Genomic DNA, 17,607 nt, shown 5'->3' with positions numbered 1-17,607 from the left:
CGCGCCGGAAATGCCGGTGTTGGCGCAGGTGCTGGAACGGCTCGATCGAGCGCTGGCTCACGCCCGCCAGCGGCAGTTGCTGGATTCGGCGCGGCTGGTGGTGGTGGACAACGGTCCGGGCGCCGGCTGGCGCGAACCGCTGCGAAAGTTGCTGGATTCGACGCGGTTCGCCGCCGGCTCCGAACTGCTGAGCGGCCACGGCAACGTGGGTTATGGGACCGGTCACAATCTGGCCTTGCAGCGGGGAGCGGGGGATTTTCATTTGATCCTCAATCCCGATGTCCTGCTGGAAGAGGATGCGCTGAGCGAGGGGCTGGCGTTTCTGATCGCCCATTCCGATGCGGGGTTGGTCGCGCCGGCGGCGTGGGGCGGCGACGGTCGGCCCCAATACTTGTGCAAACATTATCCGACGGTGATGGATTTGGCGCTGCGCGGCTTTGCGCCCGGCTGGCTGCGCCGGCGTTTTCAGGCCCGCCTGGACCGCTACGAATTGCGCGACAAAATGGGTGAAGAGGTGTTGTGGGACCCGCCCATCGCCAGCGGCTGCTTCATGCTGTGCCGGCGGGAGGCGCTGGAGCGGATCGGCGGATTTCGCCCGGAGTATTTCCTGTATTTCGAGGATTTCGATTTGAGCTTGCGGCTGGCGGCGGTGGCGCGGCTGGCGTGCGCGCCGCAAATCCGCATCGTCCATCTCGGCGGCCATGCCGCGCGCAAGGGTCTGCGGCACGTCGGATTGTTCCTGCGGTCGGCGACCTTATTTTTCAGCCAGCACGGGTGGCGGTGGTGGTAGCGGCGGATTTTTTTCGGGAGCGTCCGGTGCTGGTGACCGGCGGAACCGGCTTCATCGGCCGCCGGCTGGTCGTGCTGCTGCGGGCGCGCGGCGCGCGGGTGCGCGTTTTGATCCGCTCCGAACGAAACTTGCCAGCGGACTGGCACGGTATTGAAACCGTTCCCGGCGATCTGACGGATACCGACAGTTTGAGGCGAGCTTGTTCCGGCATCGATACGGTCGTTCATGCGGCGGGCTTCGCCCATGCCGACTCAGCGGATACGCCGGATTTCGCGGCCCGGCATCGGGCGGTGAACGCCGAGGGAACGTTTCGTCTGCTCGATGCGGCACTGGCGGCGGGCGTGGCGCGGTTCGTGTTTCTGAGCAGCGTCAAAGCGGTCGGTGAGCCCGGAGCGCATTGCGTGGACGAAAGTTGGGACACGCCGGCGGATACGCCTTACGGGCAAGCCAAGCGCGCCGCCGAGGAGCAAGTGACAGCCGCGGGGCGCGACCGGGGGCTGCACGCGGTCAATCTGCGGCCGGCGCTGGTCTACGGACCCGGCATGAAAGCCAATCTGGCGCGCTTGATCGAGACGGCGCGGCGCGGCTGGTTGCCGCCCTTGCCGGATACCGGCAACCGCCGCTCGCTGGTTCACGCCGACGATGTGGCGCAAGCGGCGTTGCTTTGCGCCGCGAATCCCGCCGCCGCCGGCAAGACCTATTTCGTGACCGATGGGGTGCCCTATTCCGGTCGAGAGCTGTCGCTCATTCTGCGTCGCGCGCTGGGGCGTCCCATTGCGCGCTGGACCGTGCCGGCCGGGGTCTTGTACGGGGCGGCGGCCGGGATGGATGGGCTGCGCTGGGTGCTCGGACGCCGGGAGCGGAAGGCCCGAACGGCGCTGGACAAACTGCTGGGCTGGGCTTGCTACGATTCCACCCGACTCAGCGCCGAACTGGGCTACCGTCCCGTTTGGACGCTGGAACGTTACTGTAGAGAAGCCGCATTGCAAGGATCACTCAAATGACGCTTGCAGGGTTCGCGCCGGTGTGGGTGAGAGCGGTCGGCGGCGTCTTATTGGCCGCGGCGGGCGGCATCCTGCTGACCGCGCTGGTTTTGATCTTGTTCTATCGCGCGGGTGGTTTGCTGTCGGTCGCGCCGCCGGTCATCCTGAAAGGGGCTGATTTGCAGCTGGCGAGCGGGCAGGGCGCGCCAACGGAGGCTGGCTTGCAAGTCAACCAGCCGGGGCCGCGGGGTGTGATATCGGCTCAAGGATCGGCCCGCTTGGTGCGAGCGGCGCTATACCGCCAGCTGTTCTGGCGCGTGGACGGTTTGCAGCCGGGTCGCGAGCTGAAATTGATCTGGACCACGGTGGCCGAGCCGCGCACGGTGCGGGAGAAGGTGTTGCCGCCGGCCGGGCCGGAGTTCGGCACCCTGGATTTGAGCGCGGAACCGCACTGGCGGGGGCGGATCGACATGATCGGGCTGGTGTCGGAAGGGTCGCTGGACCGACCCCTGGTCATCCGCCGCCTGCGCGTGCAGCCGCCGCCGCTGGGCGTCACCGAACTGGCGCGGCTGGCGCTCGACGAATGGACCGCTTTCGAGGACTGGAACCAGCGTTCGATCAATTACACCGCTGGCGCGCCGCTGGATGCCTTGTTCCCACCGGTGTTGCTGGTGGCGCTCTGGATCGGATTCAGCGCTGGTTTGTATGCGCTGTTCGTCCCGCCGCGTCGTGCTGGGGGCGCTTGGCGGCCTTATCTGGCCTTGTTGGCCTTGGGTTGGTTGGTGCTGGACGCGCGCTGGCAGTGGGATTTGGGCCGGCGGCTGGCGGCCACCGAGGCCCGCTACGCCGGTAAGCAGGGCGATGAGCGCCTGCTGGCGGGCTTGGATGGCGAGCTGTATCGCTTCTTGCTCGACGTGCGGCGCCAGCTTCCCGATCGGCCGGCCAACAAACTGTTCATCATCAGCGCCGAACCCGGTGATTTCTGGTCGGGACGGGCGCGCTATCACTTGTTGCCGCATAACGGCTATATGAAATTTTCTCAACCGCCGAGCGCCGGGGTGGCGCGTCAAGGCGATTTTGTGCTGGTCTTGTCGCCGTTGCCGGGAGTGCGTTACGACCGCAACCGCCAAATCCTGGAGTGGACAGGCGGAGAATTGCCGGTGGATTTGCTGCACTCGGCTACGTCCGGTGCGCTGTTTCGGGTTCGAGGAGGCTAAACGGCGATGGAAGGGTGGTTGACGGGCTTGGCTTTGATGTTGCCGGGGCTGGCGGGCGCGCTTTGGGTGCGGGCCGGCTGGCGCGCGGCTCCGCCCGGAATGTGGCCGCTGGCGCTGGGTTACGGTTACATGCTGGGAATGCTGGCCGTTAGCCTGTTGCTGCGGCTGCAAAGCGCTTTGGGCTTCGCGCCGAGCTCGAACGCACCGCTGCTGGTTTTGGCGTTCCTGACGCTGGCTGGCGGCGGGTTGGCTTGGCGGCGGTCGCGCGGCGGCGGTTCTGTCGCGATGGATGTTCGAGATCCTAATGATCGATGGTTCGGGCAGCCGATTTGGCGGCAGGTGTTGTTCTTCGTACTGCTGGCGTGGCTGGGCTGGCGCTTGACCGGATTGGTACAGGAAATCTGGTGGCGACCGCTGTTTCCCTGGGACGCCTGGACCACGTGGACCGTCCGGCCGAAGGTGTGGTCCGAGTTGCGTCAATGGACGCCGTTCGTCGATCCGCAACGCTGGGTGAACGACGCCACTGGCGCGCTCTATACCATCGAAGCGTGGAACTATCCTGACACCGTGCCGCTGCTGGCGCTGTGGCCGACACTAACGTTCGGCGCGTGGAATGAAACCGTCGCCAACCTGCCGTGGTCCGGCGCGGCGCTGGCGTTGGGGTTCGGTTTTTACGGACAGGCGCGTTGGTGGGGCGCGACGCCCCTGATCGCCCTGGTGTCCACCGGCATGTTGCTGTCGTTGCCGATCCTCGATACCCACATCGCCCTGGCGGGTTACGCCGATCTGTGGATGACGGTGGTGTTCAGTCTGGCCGTGATAGCTTTCTTTCAGTGGCTGTGGAGTGGTGACCGCCGGCAAGGCGTGCTGGCGGTGTTGTTGGCGGTGGCCTGTCCGCTGATCAAACTGGAGGGTGCGGTCTGGCTGCTGCTGTTTTTACCGGCGCTGCTTCTCGTCGGGTTGCGCGGCTGGCCGTTGCGGCTGCTGGCCGCCAGCGTGGCGGTGCTGGGAATCGGCTGGTGGGCGGTCGGCGGCGTGGCGTTTGGCGTGCCGGGGTTGGGCGAGTTGCAACTGCGACCCCGGCTGATCCAGATTCCTTATCTGGGCCGCTTCAACCTGGGCTATCGTGGCACCTGGGAACCGGTGCTGAAAAATTTCTTCGTGTTGGGCAGCTGGCACTTATTCTGGTATCTGATGCTGGCGGCGGTCGTGGCGGCCGTTCCCGGCCTGCGGGCGGAGCGCTGGCGGCGGATCATGGCTGTCTTCATCGGCTCGTGCCTGTTGGCCCTGTTCGTGCTGTTCTTCTTTACGGACGCTCAGTACTGGGCTGAAGAGTACACCAGCATCAATCGGGTGTTCCTGGAGTTCGTACCCGCCTTTATGTTCTGGGTGATGACGGTCTTCGTGCCGCCGCGCCCGGCGCGTGAGAAGGAGCGGCCGATAAAACCCTCACCGGCGCTCGACCGCTCAAGCGGCGGCGAGCACCTGTCGGTATAAATCGGCGACAGCGAGCGCGACCTGATCGCTGCCGAATCGTTGCCGCAGGGCGGTCGCGCCGGATTGGCCGAGCGTTTGTCGCCGGGCGGGATCGTGCTGGAGTTCCCGCAGCGCGGCGGCCAGCGCGGCGGCATCGCCCGGCGGCGTCAACAGACCATGACCGGCCTGTCGCACCACCCAACCGGGACCGGAACCGGGAATATCGCCGACCACCACCGCCTTGCCGAAGCGCATCGCTTCCAGCAGCACCATGCCGAAGGCTTCGGTCCGTTCCAGCGACGGCAGGCACAGCACATCGCAACTGGCCAACAGCGCATACAGCTCGGCCTGCGGCTGGAAGCCGGGCAACAGTACCCGCTCGCGCAGTTGCAACGACTCGATCAGTGCCGCCAACCGCTCCCGCTGATCGCCGCTTCCCACGATCAGAATGCGGCTGTCCGGCAATTCGGCGGCAGCCCGGATCAACACGTCGTGACCCTTGTAATAGGTCAACCGACCGATGGCCAGCACCCGAAAAGAGGTGCCAGCACCCCATAGGGTTGCCGCTCGCGCCACTGCCCCGGCCTCAGGATCGGGAAAGCGGCTGGCGTCGAGGCCGAGCGGAATGACGTGGCAACGCTCGCGCCACGGTTTCAAAGCGGCGCTGGCCTCCAGATACGGTGCCGAGGTGGCGATGATCGCCTTGCTGGCGGCCAGCAGCCGTTGTTCCAACGGCCGATACAGACGGTAGGCCAGCGCCAACCGGCGGTCGATGAGCGAGGCCACCACGTCGGCGTGCCAGTGCACGATCCACGGGATTTTTCGGGCGCTGGGGACGAGCATCGCCCAGAACGCCGAGGTGTTCGGCAGGTGCAGGTGGAGCAAGTCGGGCCGAAACTCGCGGATCGCCCGTTGTAGCCACGCTGGAAATGTGGGGCTGACCGGCGCGTAGAGCAACTGGCCGTGGCAGGGCGCGCGATAGATCGCCGGGTCATCGGCGGGGCCGGGATACCGCCCCTGGCGGCCGCGCTGTTCGTCGTGCACCACCGCCGCGCCAGCGATGCCCCGACGCTGCAACGCGGGTAACAGATCGGCCAGAAAATGCTCGATGCCGCCGGCGAACGGCGGATAGTATTTGCCGATATGCAGGACGCGCATCACAATTTTTTGAGGGCGCCCGACCGATGCTCGTCGGAGTGCGGGATCGCTCCGATTTCCGGTGGCTCCAATTCCTTGGCGTCGGGAATAGGCCCGTGCGCCTCGAACATCGCGAGCCGTTGCGTCAAGCGACGGATCAAGCGTTCCTGCCGGGAGCGCTCCAAGTCCATGGTCAGGATCTTGACCAGCAGCATCCCAAGCCCCAGGATGATGGCCAGCACCGGCGGGTAGCTGATACCCAGGTAGACGGCCAGGTAATCGAACAGCTGCGGGAAATAGCCCAGGATTCCGACCGTCGCGGCGGCTCCGATCCACCAGATCGCATAAGGTCCGTGCAGGCGGTCGCGGCGCACCAGAAACAGGATGATGAGGGCAAAACTGATCCCGATCACCGTCGAGGTGATTTTGTATGTAATCATGCAGGCATCTCAGTCGTCGGAGGCGGTCGAAACAGCTCGGCCGCCGACCCGCGCGAGGCAGAGCACGCTGGTCTGAAGCATGTATTTTCCCACGATCCACCAGGAGCGGAACACCCGCGACGCGCCTTGGGCGCGCGGTTGCATCGATACCGGAACCTCGACGGTGCGCAATCCCTTGCGGCGCAGGATCAACAGCACGCCGACGTCCTGGTAGTCGAGCAAGCTGGCTTCCGGGGCGGCGAGCACGGTCATCGCGGTGTGGTTGTAAGCGCGAAAACCGGAGGTGATATCTTCCAGTTTCAAGCCCGTGAGCCAGCGAAAATACGACCAGGCAATGCGGCGGGCGCGGCTGGCGCGCTCGGGAAAAGCGCCGATCACGACATCGGCTCGCCGGTCGGCCAGCGGTTCCACCAGCTCGCTGATGCACTCGGGCTCGTGCTGGCCGTCGGCATCGAGGGTGATGGCGGTCCGGTAGCCGTGGCGCAAGGCATAGCGCAGGCCGGTTTGAATCGCGCCCCACGCGCCGAGCTGGAGCGTCAGCGGCAGGACGGTGGCGCCGGCCGCGCGGGCGATTGTCGCGGTGGCGTCGCTGCTGCAATCGTCGATGACCACCACCGGATACTGAAAACGCCGCCGGATCCGCGCGACGATGAAGCCGATGGTGGCTTCCTCGTTGTGAGCGGGCACGAGCGCGATCGGGCGGTCGAGCGGAATGTTTGGAACGGCCCATTCATCAGGCATGGCGAAACTGTCCGGCAATTCCGGAAGGCCGTATGCTTTCTTCGCGGTATTCAACATAGTAGTCGCGTCCGCTGCGGTTTTGCGGGTTCGGTTTAGATCGGGCTGGTAAATTCCCACCGTTTTGCTCTACTTTTAGCAAGTGAGATTGCGACCGCAGGCGCTTTCAGTGTCTGATTTCATCCGGCTCGTGGCAAGAGATATCCGCAAGTAAATCCAGCGGACCCTCTCGAAACCGCCATTGACGAACGAGGAGTTCGAGCGTGTACCTCTGTATCTGTAAGGCGGTCACCGACCGACAAATCCGGCAAGCGGTCGAACAGGGCGTTCGCACCATGGGCGATTTAAGTGTTCGATTCGGTATCGGCATCGAATGCGGCAAGTGCATCGATAGCGTTCGAGAGGCGCTCGACGCGTGCCTGGCCGCGCCGCCGCGGGACATGGCGGCGGCGGCGCCACCCGCCGCCGCGCAAGCCGGCGCAGCGCCTCCCGGCGCGGACCTCGCGCCCGCGCCGGCCGCCGCGCAACCGGCTTCCCAGCAGACCGCTTGGTTCGCCATCGATTTGTAATCTTCGCGGGAGACCGGCTCGATGAAAGGTGATGTCAAGGTTATCGAATACCTGAATAAAGCGCTCAAGAACGAATTGGCCGCTGTCAATCAATACTTCCTTCACGCCAGAATGCTGGAAAGCTACGGGTTCGCCAAGCTCGGCCGGCACGAATACGACGAATCCATCGATGAGATGAAACACGCCGACCGGCTGGTGCAGCGTATCCTGCAACTGGAAGGATTGCCCAATTTGCAGGATCTTGGAAAACTGATGATCGGCCAAGATGTCGAGGAGATGTTGCGCGGCGATCTCGGGCTCGAACGCATCGCCCATCCGCTGTATCGGGAAGCCATCGCCTATTGCGAGGGCTGCGGCGATTATGTGACCCGCGATCTGCTGGCCGCCATCCTCGCCAGCGAGGAAGGGCACATCGGTTGGTTGGAAATGCAACTGGCCTTGATCGAACGCCTCGGCCTGCCCAACTACTTACAATCGCAAGTCTAGGATATTGAGCCGCCGTCTTTTTCGCAGCCGTTTACCACGCGCTGTAGCTCCAGTCGCCGGCGGTTTCATGTTAGGATTCCACAAATAATTTATAGTGGCCGCGCCTCGCCGGGCGCGGCTTTAGCGATGTGCGCCACGGCGCGCCTCGGCTACAGAATGAAAAACTCAAGGGAGTCGCCATGCTGATCTATAACCTGTTCCCGTTATTGGCCGGTCCCTGCGGGTCGTGGAAACCCCATTTGGAACGCGCCGCCAAGATGGGCTTCGACTGGATATTCGTCAATCCGGTTCAAAAGCCAGGCAGTTCGGGTAGCCTGTACTCCATCGCCGATTATTTTCAAATCAATCCGCTATTGGTGGATCCGGCCTCCAAGCAAACTGGCGAGCAGCAGCTCCAGGCGGCGTTGGCGGCGGCGGACCAGCTCGGCCTGAAGGCGATGGTGGATTTGGTCATCAACCACTGTGCTTTCGACTCCGATTTGACGCGCCAGCACCGAGAATGGTTCGTCCAGGAAAACGGCGAACTCGCCCATCCCTTTTGCGAAGAGAACGGCCACAAAGTGGTTTGGGGCGACTTGGTGCGTTTCAACCATCAGCACACCTCCGACCCCGAGGGACTCTACCGCTATTTTTACAAGATCGTCGAATACTTGCTGGGGTTGGGCTTCAAGGGGTTCCGCTGCGACGCCGCCTATCAGCTTCCGGGCTCCCTGTGGAGCCGCCTGATTCGCGACATCCGGCAAAAATACCCGAACACGGTATTCACGGCCGAAACGCTGGGCTGCACCGCCGATCAGACCAAACAGACCGCCCAGGCCGGATTCGATTATGTGTTCAACAGTTCCAAATGGTGGGATTTCCATGGGGTTTGGTTGATGGAGCAGTATCAATTGGTGCGCGAAATCGCCCCGTCCATCAGTTTCCCCGAAAGTCACGATACCGACCGGTTGTTTCAAGAAGTCAACGGCAACATCGCGGCGATCAAGCAACGCTATCTGTTTTCCGCGTTCTTCTCGGCCGGCGTGATGATTCCGATGGGTTTCGAATACGGCTTCCGGCGCCGCCTGCACGTGGTCGAGACCCGGCCAGACCAGTGGGAGCAGCCGAATGTCGATCTGTGCGACTTCATCGCCGGCGTCAACGCCGTCAAACGCCGGTATCCGATCTTTCAGGAAGAGTGCCCGACCAGCGTGCTGTCGCATCAGAACCCCAATATTCTGATCCTGTGGAAAGCCTCCGCCCGGACCCATGAGGAAGCGTTGCTCATTCTGAACAAGGATCCTTGGAACCACCAATACTTCCATGCCGAAAACCTGGGCGCCTACATTCAGGCGGGCGCCCCGCTCGTGGACGTGTCGCCCGAATATCCCCTGGAGTATATCCCGCGACCGTTTTCCTACGATCTGCGGCCCGGCCAGGCGTTCGTGCTGGTGACCAGTCGCGACCATATTCCCCGTTAGGTCGGCCGGCCGCGGTTTGCGCCTTGGGCTTGAGGTGTCCCGAAACCGCCCGGTCCGGAATTTGAAATTTAAGGATGGCTGTTTATGTACATTGTGCAGATTGCTCCCGAATGCGCCCCGGTGGCCAAAGTCGGCGGGTTGGGCGATGTCGTGTTCGGATTGAGCCGGGAGCTAGAAATCCGCGGCAACGAAGTCCACATCATCTTGCCGAAATACGATTGCATGCGTTACGACCATATTTGGGGGCTCCAGATCAGCATGCCCGATCTTTGGGTGCCTTGGTACAACAGCGCCGTCCATTGCTCGGTCTGGTTCGGGTTCGTGCACGGCCGCAAGTGTTTTTTCATCGAGCCTCACTCGCAGGATAACTTCTTCAACCGCGGCCATTATTACGGCTTTTCGGACGATGTCAGCCGGTTCGCTTTCTTCAGCAAGGCCGCCCTGGAATTCCTGCTCAAGGACAATCGCCGGCCGGATATCATCCACTGTCACGACTGGCAGACCGGATTGGTGCCCGTGCTGCTCTACGAACAGTACGTCCATGCCGGCCTACATCGGCAACGGGTCTGCTACACCATTCACAACTTCAAGCATCAGGGGTTGACCGGCGAATACGTGCTGTGGGCCACCGGCCTGACCAACATCGCGCAGTATTTCAATTTCGACCGCCTGCGGGACAACTTCAATCACGGCGCGGTCAACTTGATGAAGGGCGGTATCGTCTATTCCAATTTCGTCACCACCGTATCGCCGACCCATGCCGATGAGGCCCGTCATACCGATCAGGGCAGCGGGCTCAATCATACCTTGGAAGTGCATCGCGATAAGTTCGGCGGCGTGCTGAACGGCATCGATTATGATGTCTGGAATCCGGAAGTCGATTCGCACATTCCCGCCCGCTACGGCCTGACACCCTGGATCAGAAGTACGCCAATAAAGACGCCCTGCGCGATCGGTTGTGGTTGCGCAAGGATTTCAAACCGATCATCGCCTACGTCGGGCGGCTCGACAGCCAAAAGGGCGTCCATTTGATCCACCATGCCCTGTTCTACGCATTGCGCAACAACGCGCAGTTCGTATTGCTCGGCTCCAGCCCGGACCCGCACATCAACCAGCAATTCTGGAACCTCAAGCGGCATCTGAACGACAGCCCGGATTGTCACCTGGAGCTGGGCTTCGACGAAGAGCTATCCCACCTGATCTACGCCGGCGCGGACCTGGTGGTCATGCCCAGCCTGTTCGAGCCTTGCGGCCTCACCCAGATGATCTCGCTCAAGTACGGGACGGTGCCGATCGTGCGCTTGATCGGCGGTTTGAAGGATACGGTGTTCGACAAGGACTATGACGGCAAGCCGTGGGAAGAACGCAACGGTTTCGTGTTTTATAACGCCGACCATGCCGGTATCGAATCGGCCATCCATCGCGCCATCGCGTTGTGGCATCACTACCCCGACGACTTCCGCCAGTTGATGGTTCACGGTATGAATTGCGACTACTCGTGGTACCGGCCCGGCCAGGATTACCTGAATATTTACGAGCACATCCGCTGCAAGTAGCCGGCGGACGGACGCTTGATCTTGAATCGGTCCCGGCGCTGCTTCGAACCGCCGGCGCTATTTTTTCGCGGCCCGGAGCCAACGGGTTTGTCAAGGCCGCGCACAACCCTCCAGGAGAATGTCACGCATGAGCTCGCTTCCGGAATATGTCGATGGCTTGCCGAACGTTTGTGGTTCGGAACACCTCGTGGAAGAAACGTTGCGCGCCAGCCGCGCCCAGCCGGTTTTCCTGCCGGAGAGCCGGATCGATTTCGGCCGGATCCGCGCGGCCAGCGCCATCGCCTTGCACATGCATCAGCCCTTGATTCCGGCCGGCGGCGGTGATTTGGCCACGGCGTCCATCATCAGCAATCTCCAGTACATGATGGAGAATCAGGGCATCGGCGACAATCACAACGCGCCGGTTTTCCACTGGTGCTACAAGCGGATGGGTGAGTTCATCCCGCAATTGATCCACGAGGGCCAGGAGCCGCGGGTGATGCTGGAGTATTCGGGAACCCTGTTTCACGGCCTGCGCGCCATGGGTTTGCACGATGTGTTCGACGCCCTCAAGAACGCGACCTGCAACCCCGACTACCGGCGGGCGGTGGAGTGGTTGGGTTGCCCGTGGGGCCACGCGGTGGCGCCGTCCACCCCGGCGCAGGATTTCCGGCTGCACGTCAAAGCCTGGCAACATCATTTTGCCGGTATTTTCGGATTGGAAGCGCTGGCGCGGGTACGCGGTTTCTCGCCCTCGGAAATGGCGCTGCCCAACCATCCCGACACCGCTTACCAATACATCAAGACGCTGGTGGATTGCGGCTTCCAATGGGTGTTGGTGCAGGAGCATACCGTGGAACGCCCTGAGAACGGTTGGGGCCCCGAAAAGAAGCATCTACCGCATCGGTTGGTCTGTACCAACTCCAGCGGTGAGTCGGTCAGCATCATCGCCATCATCAAGACTCAGGGGAGCGATACCAAGCTGGTGGCCCAAATGCAGCCCTACTACGAAGCCAAGAGCTTGTCCCGCTGGGATCTGGCCGGGAAGTCGGTGCCGCCGTTGGTGACGCAAATCGCCGACGGCGAGAACGGCGGGGTGATGATGAATGAGTTTCCCGGCAAGTTCATGGATTCGATTCGCGAAGCCTCCGGCTCCGATACGCCGTTCATGAACGCCACCGAGTATCTGGAGCACCTCTTCGCCTCGGGCATCCAGGAAAGCGATCTGCCCGCGCTCCAACCGTTATTTCAGAAACGGATCTGGGATCGCTTCCAACCGGGCGGCGGGCCGGAAAAGCTGGAAGCGGTCATCGCCGAACTGAAGCAAGAGGACGGGCGCTTTCATATGGAGGGCGGCAGCTGGACCAACGACATTTCCTGGGTGCGCGGTTACGACAACGTGCTCGGTCCGATGGAAAAAGCCAGCTCCCAGTTCTATGAAAAAGTGCTGAAGCCGGGCGTGTCCCCCAGCGATCCACGTTTTCGCAATGCGCTCTACCATCTGATGTGTTCGCAAACCAGTTGCTACCGGTATTGGGGGCAAGGTTTGTGGACCGAGTACGGCCGGGAAATCTGCCGGCGGGCCAGCGCCATCGCCGACGCCGATTTCTGAAGTTGGCGTTCCTCAGCCGGGTCAGTTCCAATTCATCATTATAAAAAACAGGGCGGCGGTCGGCGGTTGGCCTTCCGCTCGCTAGGGTCCGCCCATCACCGGAGGAGGCCGAATATGACGGATACGCTTTATCACGCGCTGGTGCTGAACCTGCACCAACCTCATGGCAATCTCGAACACCTGTTGGTGCATAAGGAAGGGGAGGCTAAGGAAATCCTGCTGGCGATGGATCGCATTCCCCGTTCGCTGGCTGATTACCAGGATGTTGGCAGGCTGCATCTGGCGCTGTCAGGAACCTTAATGGAGACCTTGACCCATTCGGACTTCCAGAGCCGAGCTTACGGAACCGTCGATTGCGGAGCGCTGCTCTGGCAGTTACAAAACAACCGGGCCATCACCATGCTCGGTACCGCTTACTACCATCCGATCATGCCGCTTATCCCTCCAGCCGATTGGGAAGCCCACGTGGAACGGTGGCGCGGGATGGGCCGTCGCTGGTTTTTTCACGACGATTTTCAAGGGTTTTGGCCGCCGGAAATGGGATTTTGCATGGAGTTGATCCCCTTGCTGCGGCGGTTTGGCTATCGCTTTGTGCTGGTCGATAGCGAACATGTGCGCTCGGTGGGCGGGGCCATGCGCTGGGAAGAATTATGTTATCGGCCGCACGTTGCCCGCTTTGGCGGCGAAGAGATCACCGTGATCGTGCGCGATCGCGAGCTATCGAAGGCGCAAGAAGCGGGCATGGAGCCGGCGTGGTTCGAGCGGGAAGTCCGGGCGCGGACCAAAAACTGTGATTTTCCGCCTTTGGTGACTACGTGCACGGACGGGGAAAACAGCACTTGGTTTCGAACCCTCACGCCCGGCGGCAGTTTTTGGGACGTTTTCTATAAGCCGTTGCTGGAAAGAGCGCGCAGCGATCAGCGCGCCATCCAGCCGGTTTTCGTCAAGGACTATCTGGACCGGTTTGGAGTCGGGGGCGAGGTGACGGTCGGGCCGGGTGCCTGGAACACCGACTGGCGCGAGGGAGGCGATTTCATGCAGTGGGCCGGCACGCCGGCGCAGCAGGATGCCTTGACTCGGGTGGATGAGGTCAGCCAGGCCGTACAGGCGGCGCTGAGCAACGCCGCCCATCTCGGCTCGCGCCATCCGGAGCTGCCGAAGCTGTTGGAAGAAGCGCACTGGCGGGTTTTACGGGCGGAAACCAGTTGCAATTTCTTTTGGGGCGACGCCTGGGTCATGCGCTGTCACGCCGACCTCGACCAGGCGTGCGAATATCTGGAGCGAGCCAACTCCCACTATACGTGATCCGGAAAAATTCGAGCGGCGAGGCTGCTGTCTTGGAGGGTCGGGTTCGCCGTTTCAGAGCATTTCCTGGAGGGTCTCGCGCAGCTTGGGCATATCCAGCAGGCCGAGCCGGTAATGGGCGATCCGCCCTTGCGGCGAAATCAGCACCGTGGTCGGGGTCAGCCGCACGTTGTCGAATTCGCGGGCGATGCGTTCTTGCGAGTCCAAGACGATGGGGTAGGGGATTTGCCGTTGCTTGGCCATCGCCCGTACCTGTTCCGGTGGATCGTAAGCCATCGCCACCCCGATGATCTCCAGTCCCTTCGGATTCATTTCCCGATACAAATCGATCAAATGGGGCATCTCCTCGACGCAGGACGGGCAGGTGGTCGCCCAAAAGGTGACCAGCACCGGTTTGCCGCGAAATTGCTCCAGCGTCAACGTGCGGCCGTCGAGAGTTTGGCCGACCAGCGGGGGCGCTTCGCGCAAGCCCGCCGGCATGAACCACACCGCGGCGGAAATCAGAACGACGGCCAGCGCGATGCCGGCGATGACGGTTTCTTTGTTCGGTTTCACGGCGTGGGCCTCTTGCGAATCAGAGTGGGTGGCGTAGCGACGGTCTGTCAACCTCAGACCGCCGCAAGCGCCGAAAGTCGCTTGGCAGACGTGATTATGCCAGAACAGCTCGGTTTGCGCGGGCGGATGAAGGCCGTATCATGAGCGCTTTTCAGCGACCGAGCGCAAGCGGATGACAGACATGATCAAAGTGGGCATCGTCGGTGGAACGGGCTATACCGGCGTTGAATTGTTGCGGTTGTTGGCCGCGCATCCGCGAGTGGAGCTGGCGGTCATCACCTCGCGGGGCGAGAAGGGCGCCAACGTCAGCGACCTGTTTCCCAATTTGCGCGGCCGGGTGAAACTGGCGTTTGTCGAGCCGGACGACGCCGTGTTGCAAGGCTGCGATGTGGTGTTTTTCGCCACCCCCAACGGCACCGCCATGAACAGTGTGCCAGCGTTGCTGGAGAAGGGCGTGAAAATCATCGATCTGGCTGCCGATTTCCGGTTTCGCCAGGCGGCGGATTGGGAACGGTGGTACGGAATGCCGCACGCCTGCCCGGAATTGCTGGCTGAGGCGGTCTACGGTCTGCCCGAAGTCAATCGCGAGGCCATCCGCAAGGCGCGGCTGGTGGCCAATCCCGGCTGCTATCCGACGGCGGTGCAACTCGGCTTTCTGCCGTTGTTGGAGGCGGGCATCATCGACCCCAAGTCGTTGATCGCCGATGCTAAATCCGGGGTGAGCGGCGCTGGCCGCAAGGCTGAGGTCGGGATTTTATTGTGTGAGGCGGGCGATAATTTCAAAGCCTACAACGTGTCTGGACACCGGCATTGGCCGGAGATTCGCCAAGGGTTGATGGCGGTGGCGGGCGGACCGGTGGAACTGGTGTTCGTGCCGCATCTGACCCCGATGATTCGCGGCATTCACGCCACGCTCTACGCCACGCTGACCGCTCCCGAAGCGGACTTGCAAGCGCTGTTCGAACGGCGCTATGGCGCTGAGCCTTTCGTGGATGTCTTGCCGCCCAAATCGCACCCAGAGACCCGTAGCGTGCGCGGGGCGAACCAGTGCCGGCTGGCGGTGCATCGGCCCCAAAACGGCAAAACGGTGGTGGTACTGTCGGTGATCGACAATCTGGTCAAGGGCGCGGCGGGTCAGGCCGTGCAGAACATGAATTTGATGTTCGGCTTGCCGGAAGCCACCGGATTGGAAGGAATCGCCTTGCTGCCCTGAAGTCTCTCCGATCTGTGTGGAGGCATTGACCTGAGCGCATGGCCCGCCGAAAGAACCAAAGCGTGCGGTGCGGGTAGCAACAGCTCGACTACAAGCCCGGCCCGACCGCGGGGTGGGTGATGAACTTTTGCTAGAGGCAGCGCTGACCAGAGGCTCGTGCGAACCTGGAGATCGCCCAAACTATTCTTGACCCGCAAGGTCAAGAATCAGACAATTCAATGGTTTTTTTCAAGAGGATAGAGCCATGAGCGCCATCGCCGAAACGTTTACCCCCGCCGAGAGTCCGCTGTTGTTCACCGACGCCGCCGCGTTGAAGGTCAAGGATTTGTTGGAAGAGGAGCAGAATCCCAATCTGATGTTGCGAGTGTTCATCTCCGGCGGCGGCTGTTCCGGGTTCCAGTACGGATTTACCTTCGATGAAGCCTTGGGCGACGGCGACACCATCGTAGAAAATCAAGGCGTAAAGCTGCTGATCGATCCCATGAGTTTTCAATATCTGGTCGGCGCCGAAATCGACTACACCGAAGGTCTCGAAGGCGCCCAGTTCGTCATCCGCAATCCCAACGCCGTCACCACCTGCGGCTGCGGCTCGTCTTTCTCCGCCTGAACATCGTTCTCGCCGGGCGGGGTGCGAGCCTCGCCCGGTTTCTTTTTCGGCCTCCAAAACCTGTAGACCTTTCGCGCTGATGCAGGCCAACGCCGGGAGCTTGTTCACCCCTTGGCGAGCTTGCTTGAAAGCGTAGCGAGTCGAGCGTGGTTTGCTAAAATCTCCCCCATTTTTTGAGGACTACCCATGCACTCGCTGCAAGAATCGCTTGAATTGATCAAACGTGGCGCGGTTGATCTGCTGCTGGAAAACGAATTGGTGGACCGTCTTAAATCTGGCCGGCCGTTGCGGGTCAAGACCGGCTTCGATCCGACCGCTCCCGACTTGCACCTCGGTCATACCGTACTGATCAACAAGATGCGGCAATTTCAGGAGCTCGGCCATCATGTCATGTTCCTGATCGGCGATTTCACCGGCATGATCGGCGATCCGACCGGGAAAAATATCACTCGCAAGCCGCTGACTCATGAAGAGATTTTTACTAACGCCAAGACGTATCAGGAGCAGGTCTTCAAGATTCTTGACCCGGAAAAGACTGAAATATTGTTCAATTCAAGCTGGTTCAATCAAATGACCCCAGCCGATTTTATCCACTTGGCGGCCAAGCACACGGTCGCGCGGATGCTGGAGCGAGATGACTTCGGCAAGCGCTACGCCAGCGGTCAGCCTATCGCGATCCATGAGTTTTTGTATCCATTGGTGCAAGGTTACGATTCGGTCGCCATGCGGGCGGATGTGGAACTGGGCGGCACCGATCAAAAGTTCAATTTGTTGGTCGGTCGCGAATTGCAAAAACACTACGGTCAACCACCGCAGATCGTCCTGACCGTGCCGATCCTGGAAGGCTTGGACGGCGTGCAGAAGATGTCGAAATCGTTAGGAAACTATGTGGGTATCCGCGATGAACCCAACGAGATGTTCGGAAAATTGATGTCCGTATCCGATGAGTTGATGTGGCGTTACTTTGAGTTACTGAGCTTCCGCCCCACTCGCGAGATCGCGGACTGGCGGCGCCAGGTGATCGACGAGGGGCTGAATCCGCGGGATGTCAAATTCAAATTGGCCGAGGAGTTGGTGGCGCGGTTTCACGGCGTCGAGGCAGGCCAAGCTGCGCTGGCCGCTTTTATCGAACGGTTTCAAAAAGGCGCCTTGCCCGAAGATTTGACCGAATTACAGGTGCGATCCCGCAATGGTCGGCTGCCGATCGCCAATCTGCTCAAGGAAGCGGGCCTGACCGATAGCACCTCGGAAGCGCTACGGCTGATCCAGCAGGGCGCGGTGCGGATCGATGGCGAGCGCGTCGGCAGTCGAGCCCTCGAACTGGCGGCCGGAAGTCGCCATGTCTATCAAGTCGGCAAGCGGCGAATCGCGCGGGTGGTGGTACTGTGAGGAGCATGATTGCTTTTTCATGAACAAACGTTGACAGAAAGATTTCCGGCTCTATAATGCGCGCTTCCCAAGGTCGACTGGCTGAGGCGATCGAG

Annotated in this window: 16 protein-coding genes and 1 pseudogene; 13 read left to right on the top strand and 4 right to left on the bottom strand. The window is 61.6% G+C overall.

The window, feature by feature from the left end; all coding sequences use genetic code 11:
* Positions 1 to 10 precede the first annotated feature (10 nt).
* The 4 genes from IPK09_09110 to IPK09_09095 are packed head-to-tail and all read left to right on the top strand — an operon-like array spanning position 11 to position 4,487.
* Positions 11 to 790, top strand: coding sequence for a glycosyltransferase (locus IPK09_09110; protein ID MBK7983770.1), 780 nt, complete (start codon positions 11 to 13; stop codon positions 788 to 790).
* Positions 775 to 1,794 carry an NAD-dependent epimerase/dehydratase family protein gene (locus IPK09_09105; protein ID MBK7983769.1) on the top strand — a complete coding sequence of 340 codons (1,020 nt, stop codon included), beginning with the start codon at positions 775 to 777 and terminating at the stop codon, positions 1,792 to 1,794. The genes IPK09_09110 and IPK09_09105 overlap by 16 nt, the downstream gene beginning before the upstream one ends.
* Positions 1,791 to 2,990 (top strand): hypothetical protein, encoded by a 1,200-nt coding sequence (locus tag IPK09_09100; GenBank protein MBK7983768.1) that lies wholly within the window; start codon positions 1,791 to 1,793, stop codon positions 2,988 to 2,990. Before IPK09_09105 ends, IPK09_09100 begins: the two co-directional genes overlap by 4 nt.
* A gap of 6 nt (positions 2,991 to 2,996) precedes the next feature.
* Positions 2,997 to 4,487: a hypothetical protein gene (locus IPK09_09095; protein ID MBK7983767.1), complete on the top strand. Its 1,491-nt coding sequence runs from the start codon at positions 2,997 to 2,999 to the stop codon at positions 4,485 to 4,487.
* On the opposite strand, the gene IPK09_09090 is transcribed toward IPK09_09095, so the two are convergent.
* From IPK09_09090 to IPK09_09080, 3 genes are read right to left on the bottom strand one after another with little or no spacing between them, the layout of a single operon-like run.
* Entirely contained in the window at positions 4,458 to 5,624 is a 1,167-nt protein-coding gene (locus tag IPK09_09090; protein ID MBK7983766.1) for a glycosyltransferase, read from the bottom strand. The two genes, IPK09_09095 and IPK09_09090, sit on opposite strands and share 30 nt — an antisense overlap.
* On the bottom strand, positions 5,624 to 6,043 hold the full coding sequence (locus tag IPK09_09085; GenBank protein MBK7983765.1) for a DUF2304 domain-containing protein: 420 nt from the start codon (positions 6,041 to 6,043) through the stop codon (positions 5,624 to 5,626). The genes IPK09_09090 and IPK09_09085 overlap by 1 nt, the downstream gene beginning before the upstream one ends.
* A 9-nt stretch (positions 6,044 to 6,052) precedes the next feature.
* Positions 6,053 to 6,784 (bottom strand): glycosyltransferase family 2 protein, encoded by a 732-nt coding sequence (locus IPK09_09080; protein MBK7983764.1) that lies wholly within the window; start codon positions 6,782 to 6,784, stop codon positions 6,053 to 6,055.
* Positions 6,785 to 7,044: 260 nt separating this feature from the next.
* On the opposite strand from IPK09_09080, the gene IPK09_09075 reads away from it, so the two are divergent.
* The 6 genes and pseudogenes from IPK09_09075 (at position 7,045) to IPK09_09050 (ending at position 13,748) form a co-directional block, all read left to right on the top strand.
* A complete protein-coding gene (locus tag IPK09_09075; GenBank protein ID MBK7983763.1) occupies positions 7,045 to 7,350 on the top strand; it encodes a (2Fe-2S)-binding protein in 306 nt (101 codons plus the stop codon).
* A gap of 21 nt (positions 7,351 to 7,371) precedes the next feature.
* Positions 7,372 to 7,836, top strand: coding sequence for a bacterioferritin (bfr, locus tag IPK09_09070; protein ID MBK7983762.1), 465 nt, complete (start codon positions 7,372 to 7,374; stop codon positions 7,834 to 7,836).
* Between the two features lie 179 nt (positions 7,837 to 8,015).
* Positions 8,016 to 9,296, top strand: coding sequence for an alpha-amylase (locus IPK09_09065; protein ID MBK7983761.1), 1,281 nt, complete (start codon positions 8,016 to 8,018; stop codon positions 9,294 to 9,296).
* A gap of 84 nt (positions 9,297 to 9,380) precedes the next feature.
* Positions 9,381 to 10,852: pseudogene (gene glgA, locus IPK09_09060) on the top strand (glycogen synthase GlgA).
* A 127-nt stretch (positions 10,853 to 10,979) separates the two neighbouring features.
* A complete protein-coding gene (locus IPK09_09055) occupies positions 10,980 to 12,443 on the top strand; it encodes a glycosyl hydrolase family 57 (protein ID MBK7983760.1) in 1,464 nt (487 codons plus the stop codon).
* Positions 12,444 to 12,557: 114 nt separating this feature from the next.
* Entirely contained in the window at positions 12,558 to 13,748 is a 1,191-nt protein-coding gene (locus IPK09_09050) for a glycoside hydrolase family 57 (GenBank protein MBK7983759.1), read from the top strand.
* Between the two features lie 54 nt (positions 13,749 to 13,802).
* Here IPK09_09050 and IPK09_09045 read toward each other — a convergent pair whose 3' ends face one another.
* Positions 13,803 to 14,228, bottom strand: a complete 426-nt coding sequence (locus IPK09_09045) for a TlpA family protein disulfide reductase (GenBank protein ID MBK7983758.1) — start codon at positions 14,226 to 14,228, stop codon at positions 13,803 to 13,805.
* A gap of 256 nt (positions 14,229 to 14,484) precedes the next feature.
* On the opposite strand from IPK09_09045, the gene IPK09_09040 reads away from it, so the two are divergent.
* From IPK09_09040 to IPK09_09030, 3 genes are all read left to right on the top strand, one after another.
* On the top strand, positions 14,485 to 15,516 hold the full coding sequence (locus IPK09_09040) for an N-acetyl-gamma-glutamyl-phosphate reductase (protein ID MBK7983757.1): 1,032 nt from the start codon (positions 14,485 to 14,487) through the stop codon (positions 15,514 to 15,516).
* Between the two features lie 244 nt (positions 15,517 to 15,760).
* On the top strand, positions 15,761 to 16,123 hold the full coding sequence (gene erpA / locus IPK09_09035) for an iron-sulfur cluster insertion protein ErpA (protein MBK7983756.1): 363 nt from the start codon (positions 15,761 to 15,763) through the stop codon (positions 16,121 to 16,123).
* A 186-nt stretch (positions 16,124 to 16,309) separates the two neighbouring features.
* Positions 16,310 to 17,512, top strand: a complete 1,203-nt coding sequence (locus IPK09_09030; GenBank protein MBK7983755.1) for a tyrosine--tRNA ligase — start codon at positions 16,310 to 16,312, stop codon at positions 17,510 to 17,512.
* Positions 17,513 to 17,607 lie beyond the last annotated feature (95 nt).

This window comes from Candidatus Competibacteraceae bacterium (assembly GCA_016713505.1).
GTDB lineage: Bacteria > Pseudomonadota > Gammaproteobacteria > Competibacterales > Competibacteraceae > Competibacter_A.
The sequence above is the reverse complement of the archived record's forward strand: the minus strand, read 5'-3'. Positions and strand labels throughout refer to the sequence as shown.